Annotated in this window: 19 protein-coding genes and 1 pseudogene; 7 read left to right on the plus strand and 13 right to left on the minus strand. The window is 67.8% G+C overall.

Features of this window, described 5'->3' with window-relative positions; genetic code table 11:
• Positions 1-2: 2 nt before the first annotated feature.
• Positions 3-1,247 (minus strand): KasA/KasB family beta-ketoacyl-ACP synthase, encoded by a 1,245-nt coding sequence (locus NE2_RS26900; protein ID WP_063030571.1) that lies wholly within the window; start codon positions 1,245-1,247, stop codon positions 3-5.
• A 39-nt stretch (positions 1,248-1,286) separates the two neighbouring features.
• On the opposite strand from NE2_RS26900, the gene NE2_RS26905 reads away from it, so the two are divergent.
• Positions 1,287-1,871, plus strand: coding sequence for a TetR/AcrR family transcriptional regulator (locus NE2_RS26905; RefSeq protein ID WP_063030614.1), 585 nt, complete (start codon positions 1,287-1,289; stop codon positions 1,869-1,871).
• A gap of 49 nt (positions 1,872-1,920) precedes the next feature.
• Positions 1,921-2,361, plus strand: coding sequence for an SRPBCC domain-containing protein (locus tag NE2_RS26910; RefSeq protein ID WP_030514373.1), 441 nt, complete (start codon positions 1,921-1,923; stop codon positions 2,359-2,361).
• A gap of 49 nt (positions 2,362-2,410) precedes the next feature.
• On the opposite strand, the gene NE2_RS26915 is transcribed toward NE2_RS26910, so the two are convergent.
• The 3 genes from NE2_RS26915 to NE2_RS26925 all read right to left on the minus strand — a co-directional run bounded on the left by NE2_RS26915 (position 2,411) and on the right by NE2_RS26925 (position 4,860).
• Positions 2,411-2,635 (minus strand): hypothetical protein, encoded by a 225-nt coding sequence (locus NE2_RS26915; protein ID WP_082857040.1) that lies wholly within the window; start codon positions 2,633-2,635, stop codon positions 2,411-2,413.
• A 35-nt stretch (positions 2,636-2,670) separates the two neighbouring features.
• Positions 2,671-3,426 (minus strand): HNH endonuclease family protein, encoded by a 756-nt coding sequence (locus NE2_RS26920; RefSeq protein ID WP_063030616.1) that lies wholly within the window; start codon positions 3,424-3,426, stop codon positions 2,671-2,673.
• 315 nt (positions 3,427-3,741) lie between these two features.
• Complete coding sequence (locus NE2_RS26925; protein ID WP_063030573.1) at positions 3,742-4,860, minus strand: NAD(P)H-dependent flavin oxidoreductase; 1,119 nt, start codon at positions 4,858-4,860, stop codon at positions 3,742-3,744.
• A 337-nt stretch (positions 4,861-5,197) separates the two neighbouring features.
• On the opposite strand from NE2_RS26925, the gene NE2_RS26930 reads away from it, so the two are divergent.
• Entirely contained in the window at positions 5,198-5,647 is a 450-nt protein-coding gene (locus tag NE2_RS26930) for an SRPBCC family protein (protein WP_063030618.1), read from the plus strand.
• Positions 5,648-5,670: 23 nt separating this feature from the next.
• Here NE2_RS26930 and NE2_RS35995 read toward each other — a convergent pair whose 3' ends face one another.
• From NE2_RS35995 to NE2_RS26940, 3 genes are read right to left on the minus strand one after another with little or no spacing between them, the layout of a single operon-like run.
• Complete coding sequence (locus tag NE2_RS35995) at positions 5,671-5,829, minus strand: hypothetical protein (RefSeq protein WP_157110971.1); 159 nt, start codon at positions 5,827-5,829, stop codon at positions 5,671-5,673.
• 51 nt (positions 5,830-5,880) lie between these two features.
• Positions 5,881-6,924 (minus strand): MerR family transcriptional regulator, encoded by a 1,044-nt coding sequence (locus NE2_RS26935; RefSeq protein ID WP_063030575.1) that lies wholly within the window; start codon positions 6,922-6,924, stop codon positions 5,881-5,883.
• Positions 6,918-7,595, minus strand: a complete 678-nt coding sequence (locus NE2_RS26940; protein WP_106958393.1) for a HEAT repeat domain-containing protein — start codon at positions 7,593-7,595, stop codon at positions 6,918-6,920. Before NE2_RS26940 ends, NE2_RS26935 begins: the two co-directional genes overlap by 7 nt.
• Positions 7,596-7,683: 88 nt before the next feature.
• Here NE2_RS26940 and NE2_RS26945 point away from each other — a divergent pair, with 88 nt between their 5' ends.
• Positions 7,684-8,298 carry a class I SAM-dependent methyltransferase gene (locus tag NE2_RS26945; RefSeq protein WP_063030579.1) on the plus strand — a complete coding sequence of 205 codons (615 nt, stop codon included), beginning with the start codon at positions 7,684-7,686 and terminating at the stop codon, positions 8,296-8,298.
• A 71-nt stretch (positions 8,299-8,369) separates the two neighbouring features.
• Positions 8,370-8,831, plus strand: coding sequence for a DUF8821 family protein (locus NE2_RS26950; RefSeq protein WP_063030581.1), 462 nt, complete (start codon positions 8,370-8,372; stop codon positions 8,829-8,831).
• Between the two features lie 7 nt (positions 8,832-8,838).
• Here NE2_RS26950 and NE2_RS26955 read toward each other — a convergent pair whose 3' ends face one another.
• The 4 genes and pseudogenes from NE2_RS26955 to NE2_RS26970 all read right to left on the minus strand — a co-directional run bounded on the left by NE2_RS26955 (position 8,839) and on the right by NE2_RS26970 (position 11,934).
• Positions 8,839-9,879 carry a fused (3R)-hydroxyacyl-ACP dehydratase subunits HadA/HadB gene (locus NE2_RS26955; RefSeq protein WP_063030583.1) on the minus strand — a complete coding sequence of 347 codons (1,041 nt, stop codon included), beginning with the start codon at positions 9,877-9,879 and terminating at the stop codon, positions 8,839-8,841.
• Between the two features lie 101 nt (positions 9,880-9,980).
• Positions 9,981-10,957: pseudogene (locus NE2_RS26960) on the minus strand (RNA polymerase sigma factor); the annotation flags it as partial.
• 28 nt (positions 10,958-10,985) lie between these two features.
• Positions 10,986-11,393: a YciI family protein gene (locus tag NE2_RS26965; protein WP_063030620.1), complete on the minus strand. Its 408-nt coding sequence runs from the start codon at positions 11,391-11,393 to the stop codon at positions 10,986-10,988.
• A gap of 43 nt (positions 11,394-11,436) precedes the next feature.
• Positions 11,437-11,934 (minus strand): pyridoxamine 5'-phosphate oxidase family protein, encoded by a 498-nt coding sequence (locus tag NE2_RS26970; protein WP_063030585.1) that lies wholly within the window; start codon positions 11,932-11,934, stop codon positions 11,437-11,439.
• 231 nt (positions 11,935-12,165) lie between these two features.
• Here NE2_RS26970 and dinB point away from each other — a divergent pair, with 231 nt between their 5' ends.
• Positions 12,166-13,392, plus strand: coding sequence for a DNA polymerase IV (gene dinB, locus NE2_RS26975; protein WP_174553985.1), 1,227 nt, complete (start codon positions 12,166-12,168; stop codon positions 13,390-13,392).
• A gap of 62 nt (positions 13,393-13,454) precedes the next feature.
• Here dinB and NE2_RS26980 read toward each other — a convergent pair whose 3' ends face one another.
• Positions 13,455-13,874, minus strand: coding sequence for an NUDIX hydrolase (locus NE2_RS26980; protein ID WP_063030587.1), 420 nt, complete (start codon positions 13,872-13,874; stop codon positions 13,455-13,457).
• A gap of 105 nt (positions 13,875-13,979) precedes the next feature.
• Between NE2_RS26980 and NE2_RS26985 the strand changes: the two genes are divergently transcribed.
• The gene (locus tag NE2_RS26985; protein ID WP_063030589.1) at positions 13,980-14,939 is read left to right on the plus strand and encodes a patatin-like phospholipase family protein; all 960 of its coding nucleotides are present in this window, start codon (positions 13,980-13,982) and stop codon (positions 14,937-14,939) included.
• 145 nt (positions 14,940-15,084) lie between these two features.
• Here NE2_RS26985 and NE2_RS26990 read toward each other — a convergent pair.
• A partial coding sequence (locus NE2_RS26990) for a winged helix DNA-binding domain-containing protein (RefSeq protein ID WP_063030591.1) occupies positions 15,085-16,016 on the minus strand: 932 nt, incomplete at its 5' end.

Here is a 16,016-nt window from a genome sequence, read left to right on the forward strand (position 1 = left end):
CCTCAAGCGCGTCCGAATGCGAGTGTGACGTTGTGTCCTCCGAAGCCGAAGGAATTGCTCAACGCCTGTGAGATTCGCTGTGGACGAGCGATCCCGTGCACGATGTCGAGTTCCACACCGGGGTCCGGATTGTCGAAATTCAGTGTGGGAGGCACGGTCTGGTCGCGCAGTGTGCACAGGGTGAGGATGGCCTCGAGCGCACCCACCGCACCGATGGAATGGCCGAGCGCGGATTTCGGTGCGTACACCGAGGCGTGCTCGGCCACGGCCGCAATGGCATTGGCCTCCGAGGCATCACCGATCGGTGTCGAGGTGGCGTGCGCGTCGATGTGGTCGATATCGGCAGCGGTCAGCTCCGCGGTGGCGATGGCCTTGCGCATCGCCCGGGCCGCGCCCGCGCCGTCGGGGTCGGTGCCGGTGATGTGGTAGCCGTCGGAAGTGATTCCCGCGCCGAGAATTCGGCCGTGCACGGTGGCCCCGCGGGCTCTGGCGAACTCCTCCGATTCCAGGACCAGCAGCGCACCCGCTTCTCCGAAGACGAATCCGTCGCGATCGCGGTCGAACGGCCGTGAGGCCAGGCCGGGTTCGTCGTTGCGGGTACTCATCGCCCGCATCATCGCGAAGCTGGCGATCGGGATCGCTTCGATATATCCCTCCACGCCACCGGCGATCACCACGTCGGCCTCCCCCGTGCGAATCAGCCGCCACGCGTGCGCGATCGCTTCGGCACCCGACGAACACGCCGAGGTCGGCGCGTAAACGCCTGCCTTCGCGCCGAATTCGAGCCCCACCCGGGCGGCCGGACCGTTCGGCATCACCATCGGAACCGTCAGCGGCGGCACCTTGCGATACCCGCCCTCGCGCATCGCGTCGACCGCCGTGAGAAAGGCATCGCCGCCGCCGAGTCCGGTGCCGACGGCCACCGCGAGGCGTTCGGTGTCGACCTCCGGTGTCCCCGCCTCCGACCAGACCTGGCGGCCCAGGACGAGGGCCAGCTGCTGCACATAGGAGTGCCGGCGCTGTTCGATGCGGGTCAGGTGAGCGCCCGGATGTTCGGTCAGCCGCCCGCCGATCCGCACGGGCAGGTCGTACCGCGTCACGAACTCGTCGGTGAGCGGGCCGATCCCGCTCTTGCCTGCCAGCAGTGCCGACCAGGTGCTGTCGAGGTCGGGGCCGAGGCAGGTGGTGACGGCCATGGCGGTGACGACGACATTCCGCGACGTTTGTGTAGCAGTCGTTACACTCATGCGGATATGAATACCCGTAGCGAGCGCTACAGTCAACATGTGCCTCGACCACTCGACCAGGGCCGGCGCGCGGAGCTGCTCGCCGGGGTGATCGCCTATATCGGCGAATTTGGGTTGACCGAACTGTCGCTGCGTCCGCTGGCGGAATATCTCGGAACCAGCTCGCGCATGTTGATCCACTACTTCGGGACCAAGGAGCAGATGCTGATCGCGGCGCTCGAGACCCAGCGCCCCGATATCGCGGGCATGTTCGCCGACGTTCCCGATCTGCCGGCCCTGCGCCGCCGCCTCATCGAATCGTTCAGCGTCAACATCACGACCGAATGGGTGTCCAGCACGCGCGTGCTGTTGCAGGTGATGGGGGTGGCCGCGGTGCCCGGCAGCCCGTTCCGTTCCTACGGCGAAGACGCCGTGCACGTGCTGGTCACCGCGCTCACCGATGTGCTGAGAACCTTCGACCCGACCGTCGCCGATCCGGAATCGACCGCCACTCTGCTCGTTTCGGGCGTGCGCGGGTTGCTGCAGGATCGGTTCGTCACCGGCGACACCGCCCGCGTCTCACGCGCGGCGCGGCTGCTGATCACCCAATCGCTCACATTGCCCGAACCCGGTGCCGGTCGATGAGCGGGCCCGCGGTATCGCTGATGGAACAAGTTTCAGTATTGTTGCCGCCATGGCTTTCGTGATCGATGACACCGTGGAGATCGACGCACCCGCCGAGGTGGTGTGGAAGGTGCTGACCGACCTGGGCAGCTACGGTGAATGGAATCCGTTCGTCGCCGAATGCCGCAGCACGCTCGAACCCGGCGACCCGATCGAGATGCATGTGCGGCTGGGTTCGCCGAAGCCGCGCAAGCAGGTCGAATACGTCCGGACCCACACGCCCGGAACCGAATTCAGCTACAGCATGAAGCCGGTGCCGCTGGGCATCCTGCACAGCCTGCGCTCGCACACCGTGACCCCGCTCGACAACGGCCGCACCCGGTACCGGTCGCATTTCGAGCTGGGGGGCCTGCTGGGGCCGGTCGTGACGCTGGCGCTCGGCAAGGCGCTGCATTCCGGCTTCGGCGGCATGACCGCGGCGGTCAAGCAGCGCGCGGAATCGCTGCGCTGAGCATCGATGCGCGCAGCGGCGCGGGCGGTCGAATTCTGGGGCCGGGCGCTCAGGCCTCGAACGGGATCGTGTTGCCCGCGGCGTCGCGGTTGCCGCGACCGGCGTCGATCGCGCTGACGAGTTCGGCGACGTCGGTCCAGGTGCGGGCGGGTTCGCCATCGAGATTGCCGATGTGATACCAGGTTTCGGTATCCCGATAGCGAACCAGTCCCCTGCCCTGCTCGTCGACGGTGACATCGAGTTCGCCGGACACCGTCCCTTCCTCGTCGGTCATGACGGCGGCCTTCCCGGTGATTTCGATGATGTCGCCTATGTGAACTCTCCTCGGTGGAGGCAGTCGTCGACCGCGGTGCGCAATGCGGTCTGTTCCGCCGTGTCGATGGTCAAACCGTATTTTACCTTGATGCGAATGTAGCGCTGAACGTACTCGCACCGGAACACGCCGGGTGGCAGATAATTCGCCGCATCCTGGTCACCCTTGGACCGGTTGGCCGACGGGTCGGAGGCGACCAGATTGATCGCGTCGTTGGCGATATTGCGGCGCGTATCGGTGTCGGCGGATTGCGCGCCGGAACGCCAGGCCTCGGCCAGCGGGACGATATGTTCGGCGTCGACTCCGGCGGGGTCGGTGATCCATTTGTAGGGCTTGAGTTTTCCGGTCTTGGCGTCGAGTACGCCGTAGCGGTCGCGCCAGCCGCCGTCCTTGCCGAGAGTCAGTTTGCAGGTCGCGGCGTCGAGGGTCACCGATCCGGTGGCATCGCGCAGCATCATCACATCGCGGGTGGTGCATTTGGCGTACTGGGCGTATTTGTCGCCGAATCCGTGTTCGGGAGTGTTCTGATCCCAATGCGGGAATTGTTCGCGGCTGTACCCGGTCATGGGCGCTTCCGGTGCGACCACGAGTTTGCCCAGCAGGGCGCTGACCTCTTTACCGGAAAAGGTGGCGGCGGCAGCGGAATCGGGTTTCGGATCGTTCTTCTTGCCGGCATCGTCGATGAAGCTGTACACCACGACCAGCACGACGGCGAGGAGGACGGGCGCCACGATCGCGGCCAACCGGCGCATACCGGGAGAGGATATCTTCACCACCGCGCCCCGATCGTGTCGCCGGTCGCGCACCGGGGGCCGCGGAATGCCCGGGGCCGGAATGCGGTGCCTTCGAGCGCAATCCGAGCAAACTTCCGGACGGTGGGATACTGATCAACTTGCCGGCCGCATTCGTGCCGTTCACCATATGTACTTCTCATCGCGCATACAGAGTGTCAACCGGCACCGGCAAACCGCAAGTGCACCAGTTGCTTCCGTAGCCGCTTCGATATGGAGTCCAGGCCGGAGAGAACTGTCCGGCAGGGCGCGGGGGGCCCTGCCGGACAGGCTTGTTCAGCTGTTGAGCTTGTTCAGCCGCTCGCAGGCCTCGAGGTATTCCTCCATCAGGCGCTGCATGACGTCGGAGGTCCGCTCGACCTTGTTCATCATGCCGACGACCTGGCCGACGGGGTTGAAGTTGACGTCCTTGGCCGCCTCGGGATAGCGGTGGCCGCGCTTGACGCCGTCGAGGGCGACCATCATCTGCAGCGGCATGCCCAGCGGATCCGGGGTGTCCGACCGCTCCCACGCCTCGGTCCAGTCGTTGCGCAGCATGCGGGCCGGCTTACCCGTCCACGCCCGCGACCGCACGGTGTCGTGGCTGGTGGCATCGATGTAGGTCTGCATCTGCGCGGGCGGCACATTGGCCTCCTCGACGGTCAGCCAGATCGAACCGGTCCACGCACCCGCGGCGCCCATCGCCATGGCGGCGGCGACCTGGCGGCCGTTGCCGATACCACCGGCGGCGAGCACCGGCAGATCGCCGACGGCGTCGATCACCTGCGGCCACAGCACCAGCGAGGAGATCTCACCGCAGTGGCCGCCGCCCTCGGTGCCCTGGCAGACCACGAAGTCCAGGCCGGCGCGCTTGTGGTTGAGCGCATGCTTGACCGAGCCGCACAGTGCGCCGATCAAACGGCCGGAGTCCTGAACCTTCTTGATGATGTCGTCGGGCGGGGTGCCGAGCGCGTTGGCGACCAGCTTCGCCTTGGGGTGCTTCAGGATGACGTCGACCTGCGGACCGGCCGTGGTGGCGGTCCAGCCCAGCAGCTGCTCGTGATGTTCGCCCTCGGGCAGCTTCGGGACGCCGTGGTCGGCGAGGATCTTCTCGGCGAAATCGCGGTGGCCCTGCGGAACCAGTTTGGCCAGTTCGGCTTCCAGCTGCGCGGGGCTCAGTCCGTCGATGCCCTTGCCCTCGTACTTGGACGGGATGACGAGGTCGACGCCGTACACGCCGTGCACATGTTCATCGAGCCAGGCCAGTTCGACCTCCAGCTCCTCGGCGGTGAAACCGACCGCCCCCAGGACGCCGAGCCCGCCGGCGTTGCTCACCGCGGCGGCCACGTCGCGGCAATGGGTGAAAGCGAAGATGGGGACATCGATGCCCAGTCGTTCGCAGATCTCGGTATGCATGGCGGGGTGACTCCTCTGGTCTTCCGGCGCTGGAACTTCGCCACAACACTAGAACACGTTTCATATTCAGACTAGTGACTCATCGGTCAGGAATCGAGAGCTGAGCCGAAAATGCCGGTCGATGGCGGTTACACGCCGTTGTCGAGGAGGGGGTCATCGGCCCGTTTTCGCCATTCAGCGTGGGCAACATGTTCTAGTTGGTGGTCGATCGACCGCTCCGTCGAGTCCGCGCCATCCGGACGCGCGGCAACTCTTTGCCGACCGGCCGGTTCCGCCTGCGCCGCCCGGAGACGTGGAATGCTCGTGCCATGGATGTGATCGGGCCGGGGGTGTGCCGGTGACCTACGAATCGGAATTGGATCCGGCCGCGGTGGAAATCGGCGGGTTCTTCCCGCACCCTCCGGCACTGCTGTGGCGGGCGCTGACCGAGCCGGATCTGGTCGAACGCTGGCTGATGCGGTCGATCGGGCTCGAACCGGTGGTGGGCACGCATTTCATCTTCGCCGTCCCGACCGAGCCGAGCGCGGAGATCGCGTGTGAAGTGCTGGCGGCCCGCGCGGGTGAGCAACTGACCTACACCTGGATCGACTTGCGGGCGAAGTTTCCCGCGCGGTGGGTGGTCGACTGGGTGCTCGAGGCGCAGGGGCGTGGGACGCGAGTGTTGTTGACCCAGACGGGGTTCGACATCGGCGATCGGCGGCAGAAGATGGCCCGCAATGCGATGGAACGGGGATGGCGGGGCACCTTGAACCGGTTGCGCGAGGTGCTCGACGAGGTCGAATCCTGACCCGCGCTCTGTCGGGTGAACGCTCAGCGCCGCGGCGGCGCGGGCTCCATGTGCACCACCTTGGTGATGGTCATCTCGTCGAGAAGTTCGGGGCCGTAGCCGAATCCGGTGCCGGACGTGCCGCGCGGTTGTGCCGCGCCGCGTATTCCGGCACCGTCGGGCGTGCTGCGCCGCAACCGCATCACGTCACTCCTCTCGTCCCGCGCATCGCGTGATACCCGCGCGGGACGCGATCATGCGAGTTCGGTGGAACCGCGATCGCCGCCGCGGGGCGCCGGTGGCTCTTGTTCGAGCGTGCGGACGAGGGCCGCGGCGAGCAGAGCGACCGTGCGATCGTCGTCGTTCATCAAGGGCCGCAACGTATTCAGTGCGAGGGAGCCGGGCAGCTCGGCCAGCGCCTGGGTGAGCCGGAGCCGCACCGGTGAACCCGGCGGGTGGGCGGCCAGCTCGCCGGCCAGTGCATTCAGAATGTGATCGGCCCATTTCGCTTCCCGGGCCAACGATCCCAGGAGTTCGGCCGCCTCGACATCGTTCGGGCCCTCGATCACGGTGGCGACGAGTTCCGGAACCGCTCGGGTCTCCCCGCGCGCGCCGAGGGCGAGGGCGGAGATCCTGCGGACGGTCGGGTCCGCGTCGGTGAGCGCGTCCAGCAGCACCGCGCCGGCCTCCTCCCCGGGTATCTCGGCGAGTGCCGAGGCCGCCCGCCGCCGGACCTCGACATCGGCGGAGCCCAGGCCGGAGGCCACGTGCAGCACGCCCTCCGCTCCGGCCCGGGCGAGCGCCCACCGCAGCGCTCCCGCGACATAGGGATCGGATTCGGTGAGCACCGCCTCGGCGAGCAACTCGGCCGGCATCTCCTCGGCCGGGGCGAGGACGGCCTGCTGCCGCCGGGCGGCATCGGACGACCCCAGTCCGCGCAGGAGCTCGACGATGCGCAGCGCGTCCTGCCAGCCGGAGGGTTCGGCCGCCTCGACCGCACGCAGCCGTTCGAGCAGCTCCCGGTCCCGGCTCAGCCGTTCTTCGGTCGCCCGCACGAGGTCGCCGACCAGTGCGGACGGTGTGAAGCCGGGGTCGTCGAGGGCCCGCCCGATCTGAGTCAGCGACAAGCCCAGCGACCGCAGACCCTCGACATGGAAGATCCGACGGATGTCCTCGACGGAATATTCGCGATAGCCGCCGACGGTGCGGCCGGTCGGCCGCACCAGCCCCAGGGAGTCGTAGTGCCGGAGCATGCGGGCACTCACTCCCGAGTACCGGGCCACCTCGCCGATCAGCACGCGGTCGACTCCTCCCGGTCCGGTCCGAGCGCACGAACCCGTCTGGCCTGGTCGATCGCGAGGTCGAAACCGGCGTCCGGATCGTGCAGCAGGACTTCGGTGGCGCGCGCATGTGCCCGGACCACCGGATCCGGGTTCGTCATCGCCGACCGCAGGACCGGCTCGACAAGCTCGCCCAAGGCGACCAGGGCGCGGCTCAGACTCAGCCGCACCTCCCGGTCACCGCGGCCGAACTGGGTCGCCAACGTCTGCGCCAGCACGTCCTTGTCGGCGTCGGGCACCAGGACGACGGCGGCCCGCCACGCACTGCGCGCGACGTCGTCGTCGCCGTCCTGCAACAACGACCGCGTGATCGCGGGCCACGCGCTGCGGTCCCCGATCTTGGACAGGGTGTGCAGCGCCTGGCTGCGCGCCTGGGGACGGTCCGAACCCAGTTGCGCACGCAGCTTCGGAACCGTCACCGCAGCCGGAAACCGGGTGAGCGCCCAGGTGAGCATGTCGCGCACGAAGAAGTCCGGCTCGATCGCGCACCGCTCGACCAGCGTATCGACGGCGTCGGCCGCGGGACGGGTGCCGAGCGCCAGCGCCGCCTCGAGCCGTGTCGACGAGTTGTCCGCCGCCAGCGCGTCGAGTAGTCGCATGTTCTGTGGGTTCCTGTGTGTCGAAGTCATCGGGACCACCTCCGGCAGTCAAGTGAAGACCTTGTCACGATGGCAAGGTCAAGTACACGCACCGGACCGAGAGAAGAGGCAACAGACCATGAGCGGACGCACGCCCAGCCAGTGGGAAGAGATCACTGCGGCCGATCCGGCACATTCGACGTGGTACGTGGAACGTTTCCGGGCGATGGCGGCCGAAGGCGCGGACATCGTGGGCGAAGCGCGCCTGATCGATGCGATGGTCGGGCGCGGTAGCCGGATTCTGGACGCCGGATGCGGTCCGGGGCGGCTGGGCGGCTACCTGTATCGCGCCGGACATGTCGTGGTCGGCGTCGACGTCGACCCGGTGTTGATCGCCGCGGCGGAGCAGGACCATCCCGGTCCGACCTGGCTGGTCGGTGACCTCGCCGAACTGGATCTGCCCCGTCGAGGGATCGAAGCCGGCTTCGATGTGATCGTGTGCGCGGGCAACGTGATGACGTTCCTGGCGCCCTCCACCCGAGGCGCGGTGCTGTCCGGTTTCGCGCGCCATCTGGCACCGGCCGGGCGAGTGGTGGTCGGGTTCGGCGCCGACCGCGGTTACGATTTTCCGCAATTCCTGGCCGACGCCGAAGACGCCGGACTCCGGGTGGATCTGCGGCTTTCGACATGGGATCTGCGCCCGTTCACCGACGAATCCGACTTTCTGGTGGCGGTGTTCTCGCGCGCGCAGTGAGACCGAGCCTGCGCGGTTCGCGACGCGCGACGCTGTAGAGTTCGACCGACACACTCGCGGAGGAGTTCGCCATGACCTACACAGTGGACTTCACGACGGTATCGACCGAAGGCCTCGAATCGTCCCCGGTCGCGGACGCATTGGCCGGCCTGCGCGCCAACGAGGCCCGATACTTCAAGAACAAGTACGACCACGCCTTCACGGTGGAGCCGGCCAAGGAGGCCCAGTCGACCGTCGACTGGGTCAGCCGGATCCTCGAGGACGAACGCGGCATCGTCATCGCCTCCCGTCCGCTCGAGGCCACGGCCTTCGAAGCGGACGGCATCCGCTTCGCCTACGTCTTCTACGAAAGCGGCCTGTCGATCAACGTCATGTATTCGATCGACGATTCCGGTAAGCGAGCAGTGGGTTTCAAGCTGTCCGACGGGATGGAAATCCCCACGGAACTCTCGTCTTTCAAGTTCGCGAGGCAGAAGTCGAAGCTGGCGGGCACGATCCGCGGCTCGTACTTCGTCATCAAGAACCAGTACTGATTCGCGGTCAGGCCAGGCGGACATCCGCCGTGGCAAGGCCGAACACCTTGCGGCCCGCCGACTTCGCGACGATGACGACGACCGCCGTCCTGGTCTCGGGATCGATCGACTTGATGCGGCCTGTGAACTCCACCGTGCCGGCGGCGTCGGCCTCGATAACGGTGTAATTCGACAGCCGGACACCGTATCTGATCACCGCGCCCGGGTCACCGAGCCATCCGGTGACGAAGCCGGCTCCCAAACCCATCGTGAGCATGCCGTGCGCGATGACGTCGGGAAGTCCCGCGAGCGCGGCGATCTCGGCATGCCAATGGATGGGATTCGCATCCCCGGAGACCCCGGCGTAATTCACCAGATCACCGCGCGTCAGGTTCACCGACCGCGCGGGAAGTTCGACACCGACGGCGATGTCCTCGAATCGAAGCGCGGTATGTGGGGTGCGCGTGCGTGAGACGGGCGAAAGGCGCGCCGCAGCAACGGAATCCGGGTGTGCCGGCGACACGTTAACCTCCTCGGCAGCGGTCGTGATCCGGGGAATGGTGTCGAGACCGCTCATGACGACGCGTTCGATCGTCTCGCTGATCTCGGCGCCGACGTCCGCACCGGTGAGGCCGAGGACGGTCGTGTGCATGATCTGCGCGATGTCACCGGATCCGTCCGTGAAGGTATTGGTGATGGTGAGCAGATCCCTGCCCCCGATACGACGCACAGAGGACAATTCCACATCGCTGACCAAGCGGTCGCCGGTCAGCACCGGCTTGTACATCTCGAATACCTGGTCCGTCTGCACGACCACGTCGTAGCCGTTCATGACGTCCTCCAGCAGCCGGCGATTGGCCAGCATCGCGACGGTGGAGATGAAGGTGGTCGGCGCGATCAGCCCGGCGTATCCGAGCTCACGGGCGGCGTCCTCGCTCCAGTGTGTCGGGTGGAAGTCCTGTACCGCTCGCGCGTACTCGCGGATCTTCTCCCGCCCCACCTCGTAGAAGTCGTCCGTGCGATAGCGATGCCCCACCAGCCCGGTCACATCGAACGTCGCCTCCACCAAGGCCTCTCCTCCATTCGGATCACGTCGACACTCGCACCGGCAGCACCGGATTCACGAGTGAGACATCACCTTCTCACACGACACCGGCTTCGGCGCGAAGCTCACTCGGTGGATGTCGCCGGGCGGTCGGGTCGACGGCGCAGCAAGGTTCGCACCCGTGCGGCCTCGCGGGTGAGGTGGTCACGCTCCGGCACGCTGCTGGCGGTGGCCGATGCCGCGGCGTACAGGTCGGCGGCCTACTCGAGGACGCCGGCGCGTTCGAGGAGGTAGGCGTGGACTGCGGCGTATCGGGGCAGGCCGGGGTCCACCTTGCTCAGTTCCGCGAGGCCGGCCGGGGTCCGTCGGCTTCGCCGACCGCGACCGCACGACTGAGTTGCACCACCGGGCTACCCGTGAGATTCAGTAGTTCGTCGTACCACTCCACGATCTGTACCCAGTCGGTCTCGGCGGCGGTCGGGGCATCGGCGTGCAAGGCGGCGATCGCTGCCTGCGCCTGATATTCGCCCAGGCGATCACGAGTCAATGCCGCTTGCAGAATCGCGACTCCTTCGGTGATCAACGTTGTGTCCCAACGGGTTCGGTCCTGTTGGGCCAGTGGTATGAGGCGCCCGCCGGGGCCCGTGCGGGTGGTGCGGCGGGCATGGTGCAGCAGCATGAGGGCGAGCAGCCCCGCGACCTCCGGCTCGTCGGTCGCGGCGGCGAGCTGGCGGGTGAGGCGGATGGCTTCGGCGGCCAGGTCGATGTCGCCGCCGTAGCCCTCGTTGAATACGAGGTAGAGGACTCTCAGCACCGTCGCCGGATCGCCGGGCCGGTCCAGCGGAAGTCCCGCCAGACGCCGTTTGGCCCGGCCGATGCGTTGCGCCATGGTGGCTTCCGGAACAAGGTATGCCGTTGCGATCTGCCGCGTCGTCAGGCCGCCGACCGCGCGCAGCGTCAAGGCGACGGCGGACCCGGGCGACAGCGATGGATGCGCGCAGAGGAAATAGAGCCACAGCGAGTCGTCGGCGCCGGGCACCGGACCTGCCGGCGGCTCACCCTCTTCTGCGAGTTTCGCCGGACGAGGACACCGATCACCGCGGGCACCAACTCCCGCAGCAACGATTCGTTCACTCGGTCACCGTGGGCATCGCGGTGAGCAGCGGGCGCAGCTCGAGCCACTCCCCGATCGGCTGCCCGCCCGCACCGGGCGCCGCGGACAACTCACCGGCCAGTTCGAGCGCCCGCTCGTAGGTTTCGACATCGATGATCATCCAGCCGGCGATCAGGTCCTTGGTCTCGGCGAACGGGCCGTCGGTGATCGGTGGGCGACCCTCCCCGTCGGAACGCACGAACGTGCCCTGCGGCGAGAGCGCCCGATGATCGACGTACTCGCCGGTGGTCTGCAGCCGTGCGGCGAAGTCTTCCATGTACTGCACGTGGGCGGTGATCTCCTCCGGGGTCCACTGATCCATCGGTACGTCGTTGACCGCCGCGGGCGCACCCCGATAGTGCTCGAGCAGTAGGTATTTGGGCATCATCGTCTCCTCGGTGGGCACGGCACGGAACCGGCCGTGATGATCAGGCCTGCTGACGTTCGGCCCGCTGCCGGACCAGTTCCTCGACCGCACTGGGCAGAGTGTTGTCGAAGTCGATGAGCTTCACCCAGGTCGGGGTGATGACGATCCGGACCATGCCGTCGTAGAGCGAGCGGACTTCCGCCTCCCACTCCACGCGCTGTTCGGGGGTCATCTCGTAGCTGCCGTTCATCTGCAGGTATTCCTCGGGGATGCCATCGACGACGTCGAGTTCGGCATGTCCGCGCAGCAGCAGGATCTTCGGCGGATGAACCTCGGTGTCGATCGTCAGCGCGACCTGAGGATTGTGCCGCAGCGAGTGCAGTTTCGGGGCGTTCTTCGTCGTGCAGAGCACGATCTGCGAGCCGTTCCAGGTGAACGCGATCGGGACGTTGCGCGGGGTGCCGTCCTTGGCGACGTACGCCAGACGCAGCAGGTCGCGGGCCAGCAACTCCCGGCTGATCGGGCGGTCGAGGATTTCGGTGATCTCGTGCTGTTCCATGCTTGTCGCTCCTGTGTCGGTGTGGTCGAGCGGGCGGTTCTCGGTTGCTCGTATCTCTGGGACGGAGCCGGTTCGACGTTCTCGACATCGGTGGCGAATGTTCGACGAAATTTTTCGAGGCGTCCGTTCCATCCGAGTCGGTCGGTCCCGTGCGTTCCGATGCTCGCACCACTGGGACGGAGCCTCCCGAGACCGTAGGCGGCCCCACGAGAGTGGTCTAGTATCGAACATGTGTTCGTATCGGATGAGGGGGCGGAGGAAGGGGGCCGTCAGGGGCGGGCGGCGATTTTGCATGCCGACCTGGATTCGTTCTATGCGTCGGTCGAGCAGCGGGACGCACCGGAGTTGCGCGGAAAACCGGTGATCGTCGGGGGCGGGGTGGTGCTGGCGGCCAGTTACGAGGCGAAGGCGTACGGGGTCCGGACGCCGATGAACGCACGGCAGGCGTTGCGGCTGTGTCCGCATGCGGTCGTGGTGCCGCCGCGGATGTCGGCCTATGCGCAGGCGAGCCGGGCCGTATTCGAGATCTTCCGCGACACCACGCCGGAGGTCGAGGGCATCTCCATCGACGAGGCCTTTCTCGATGTCGCTGGGCTGCACCGCATTTCGGGCGCCCCGATCGATATCGCGGCCGGATTGCGGGCCCGGGTGCGGGCCGAGGTCGGACTGCCCATCTCGGTCGGCGTGGCGCGAAGCAAATTCCTCGCCAAAGTGGCGAGCGCGGTCTGCAAACCCGACGGCCTGCTGCTGGTGCGTCCCGAGGCCGAACTCGAATTCCTGCATCCGCTGCCGGTCGAACGGCTCTGGGGGGTGGGTGAGGTGACCGCCCGGACATTGCACGAACACGGCATCACCCGGATCGGGCAACTGGCCGATACCGACCCGATGGAGTTGTGCGGTCTGCTCGGTCGCGCCGCCGGACGGCATCTGCACGCCCTGGCCTGGGCACGCGATCCGCGCCGGGTCGACACCGGTCGCCGGCGCCGATCGATCGGTGCGCAACGCGCGCTGGGGAACAGGCCTCGCACCGATGCCGAGATCGAGGCCTACCTGCACGGCCTGGCGGATCGGCTCGGACACCGGTTGCGGGCGGCACGACGGATCTGCCGAACCGTGGTGCTGCGCTTACGGTTCGCCGATTTCGGCCGCGCGACCCGTTCGCACACTCTGCCGACCGCCACCGACGATGGGGCGACGATCCTGCGGGCCGCCCGCACCCTGCTCGGCGCCGCTCGCCCCCTGATCGAGGAACGCGGCATCACCCTCATCGGCCTCGCCCTGACGAACCTGCAGAATACGGATACGCGGCAGCTGATGCTGCCGTTGGACGCCCGCCCGGACACCACGCTCGACGCGGCACTGGACGCGGTGCGCGACCGCTTCGGCGCCGGAACCGTCACCCGGGCCGCACTGCTCGGGCGCGGTGAGGGCTTGTCGGTGCCGCTGCTCCCCGACTGATTCGCCGGGCCGCGGAAGTCAGGGCCAACGGAGTCGGAGCTGCGGGAGTCCAACGCCCGGAGTCACCGCGCCGGTAGCAGTCCGCGCGCCACCAGATCATCGAACAGCACCTGGTCGACAGGCGGCACCGCGGCCCGGTCGGCGTAGGTGAACCAGGCGATTTCGGCGATTTCACTGCTCGGCTCGATGGTGCCGGCGTAGTCCGCGGTGTAACAGCTCATTCGCACCGAAACCTCGGTGGCGCCGGGCAATTCGGCCTCGTAGGTGCCGACGTGGGCCACCGATCCCGGAATCAGCACCACGGTGAGCTCCTCGGAGATCTCCCGGATCAGCGTCTGCCGATCGGTCTCCTCGCCCTCGCGCTTGCCGCCGGGAATGTAGAACTCGTCCTTGCCGTCCGGGCGGGCGCACAGGATCCGGCCGTCCTCGATCAGCACCCATGCCACGGTATCGATGAGGCGTCGTGACGATTCGATCCGCATCCGCGCAGCCTACCCGGGTGTATCGCGGCCGCCCGAGCCTCGGGCGGCGCCTCCGCGGCCGCGTGATAGACAGAGCTGAACGCAGTGATCGGAAGGTGAGGTGCGATGCCGGACAGTACGCAGCCGACGGGTCCGGTGGAGCTGATCGCGCAACGCTTCCGCCGCGGCAGCACCGCCGGTGAGCATCGCGATGGGGCCCGCCTGGCCCTGGTCATCGAGGGTGGCTCGGCCCGCGGGGTCTATTCGCACGGGATGGTGACCGGTCTGGAAGAACTCGGGGTGCTGCGGTGTTTCGACGCGGTCTACGGCGCCTCGGCCGGCGCGCTGAACGGGGCGTGGCTGCTGTGCGGGCGAGCGGCGCGGGCGCGGCGCGCCTGGCATTCCGATGTGGTGCGGCGGGTGATCTCCCCGGCGCGGGCGTTGCGCGGCGGTCTGGTCGTGGACACCCGATATCTGGTGCACACCGTGTACGAGCGCGTCGTCCCGATGGATTTCGCGGCGATCCTCGGCAATGCGGTCACCTTCCACCCGATCGGCACCGATATCGCCGACGGCAGCGCCGTCGACCTGCGCCCACACATCAGGGATATCCCCACCCTGCAGCGCGCACTGCGCGCCAGCACCTGCATGCCGGTTCTGGCCGGACGCCCGGTCGCGGTGGGCGGCGGCCGCTACGTCGATGCCGGCCTGTCCGAATCGGTGCCGATCACCACCGCCCGCGCCCAGGGCGCCACCCATATCGTGGTCCTGCGAACCCGGCGGGCCGATGAGAAGCCCAGCGTCCCTTCGGATTTCGAACGGCGCGTGGTCGCGCGGGTGCTCGGCGCTTCGGGCCCGAAAGTGGCCGAGAGCTGGTTCGCCCGCGCCGCGCAATTCGCCGCCGACGAGCACCGCATGACGGCCGACCCGTCGATTCTGCAGATCCGCCCACCCCTGGGCGCGCCCACGATCGGCCGAGTCGCCCGCGATTCCGCGGTTCTGTTGCGCGCCTTGGACCTGGGGCGCGCGGCAACCTTGGCGGTGCTCGGCGGCGCGCTCGAATCCGCGGGAGACGTCGCAATCTGAGTCGGCTGCAACGGTCGAACCCAGCCGAATCCCCGCAACGACCTGCGGCAAATTGCCTTCCGGATCGGGCCGGCTTTCCTGTTCAGGGCCAAGTCGTACCGATGCGGCGGTGGCCGACCGGCAGCGGGAGCAGCTCTCAAAGAGCTCAGCCCAGGTTCAGTTGGTCGCGGCCGGTGGCGCGAGCGAGATGGACGGCTTCGGCCCGGAGCAGCTCTGAATCGATTCGTTCGTCGTCGAACATGCTCACGGTGAGGGTGTTGTCGATGGTTTCCCACGTTCCGGCGATCCGGCCGCCGACGAGGACCAGGGGCGAGATCCAGCCGGCGGTCCGGCTGACCTTCGTGCGGTGGGCCGGAGGGAGGAGGACCGGATCCGTGGTGCCGGGGCCGAGAACGTATTGGTCGAAGGGGCCGAGCAGGCGGACGCTGTCGGCGGGAGGGGTGGCGGCCAGATCGGCGGCATCCTCGGTGCGGATCCAGGTCCGGCGGCCCTCGACGTCGACTTCGGTGAGTTCGGATCCCAGATCGGAGAACCATTGGCGCACAGTAGTTTTGCGCAACACGCCGCGGATGAGCCAGGCGTTGAACGCCTCCGGTGTGCCCGGACCGTACGCGCCGAGATAGGCGTGGATCAGGCGTGACGCCGCGATGTCGGTGGGCGGCAGGCCGCTCCAATCGCTCACCGCATGCGCCGGGGCGGTGAAGGTCACCGACGATCCGCGAGCGGGCCCATGACACAGCACCCCCTGCCAGGCCAGCGGTTTCAACAGCGCGCCCCAGCCGGACCGCAACTGCTCACCCATCGCCGCGAAGCGGCGGTCACGCACCAGTCCGTCGACCAGTTCCGCCCGGCTCAGCACGGCGCCGCCGTCGAGCAGTTCGGCGACCGCGTCGGTCAGCGCCTTCACTTCCCCGGGGTCGGCGCCGAAATTGCGTTGCCACGCAGGCTTCTCCCACGTGCGCGCCGAGGCGATCAGAGCCAGCGCGGCGGCCGCGGTGTCGGGTGTCATCGCGTGCAGCGTGCCGCGCATCGCCCACGTCTTCAGCAGCTCGCCGGCGTCGAGCGCGCGGACGAGCT

The organism is Nocardia elegans NBRC 108235 (assembly GCF_001612845.1).
GTDB classification, from domain to species: Bacteria; Actinomycetota; Actinomycetes; order Mycobacteriales; family Mycobacteriaceae; genus Nocardia; species Nocardia nova.

Bases quoted from the DNA above. Each gene is read 5' to 3' on its own strand.
- NE2_RS26920 (WP_063030616.1), bottom strand. From the start codon at position 3,426: ATGCGCCGGTTGGCCGCGATCGTGGCGCCCGTCCTCCTCGCCGTCGTG.
- NE2_RS26950 (WP_063030581.1), top strand. From the start codon at position 8,370: ATGACCTACACAGTGGACTTCACGACGGTATCGACCGAAGGCCTCGAA.
- NE2_RS35995 (WP_157110971.1), bottom strand. From the start codon at position 5,829: ATGCGGTTGCGGCGCAGCACGCCCGACGGTGCCGGAATACGCGGCGCG.
- NE2_RS26985 (WP_063030589.1), top strand. From the start codon at position 13,980: ATGCCGGACAGTACGCAGCCGACGGGTCCGGTGGAGCTGATCGCGCAA.
- NE2_RS26980 (WP_063030587.1), bottom strand. From the start codon at position 13,874: ATGCGGATCGAATCGTCACGACGCCTCATCGATACCGTGGCATGGGTG.
- NE2_RS26965 (WP_063030620.1), bottom strand. From the start codon at position 11,393: ATGCCCAAATACCTACTGCTCGAGCACTATCGGGGTGCGCCCGCGGCG.
- NE2_RS26925 (WP_063030573.1), bottom strand. From the start codon at position 4,860: ATGCATACCGAGATCTGCGAACGACTGGGCATCGATGTCCCCATCTTC.
- NE2_RS26970 (WP_063030585.1), bottom strand. From the start codon at position 11,934: ATGGAACAGCACGAGATCACCGAAATCCTCGACCGCCCGATCAGCCGG.
- NE2_RS26915 (WP_082857040.1), bottom strand. From the start codon at position 2,635: ATGACCGACGAGGAAGGGACGGTGTCCGGCGAACTCGATGTCACCGTC.
- NE2_RS26945 (WP_063030579.1), top strand. From the start codon at position 7,684: ATGAGCGGACGCACGCCCAGCCAGTGGGAAGAGATCACTGCGGCCGAT.
- NE2_RS26900 (WP_063030571.1), bottom strand. From the start codon at position 1,247: ATGAGTGTAACGACTGCTACACAAACGTCGCGGAATGTCGTCGTCACC.
- NE2_RS26910 (WP_030514373.1), top strand. From the start codon at position 1,921: ATGGCTTTCGTGATCGATGACACCGTGGAGATCGACGCACCCGCCGAG.
- NE2_RS26940 (WP_106958393.1), bottom strand. From the start codon at position 7,595: ATGACTTCGACACACAGGAACCCACAGAACATGCGACTACTCGACGCG.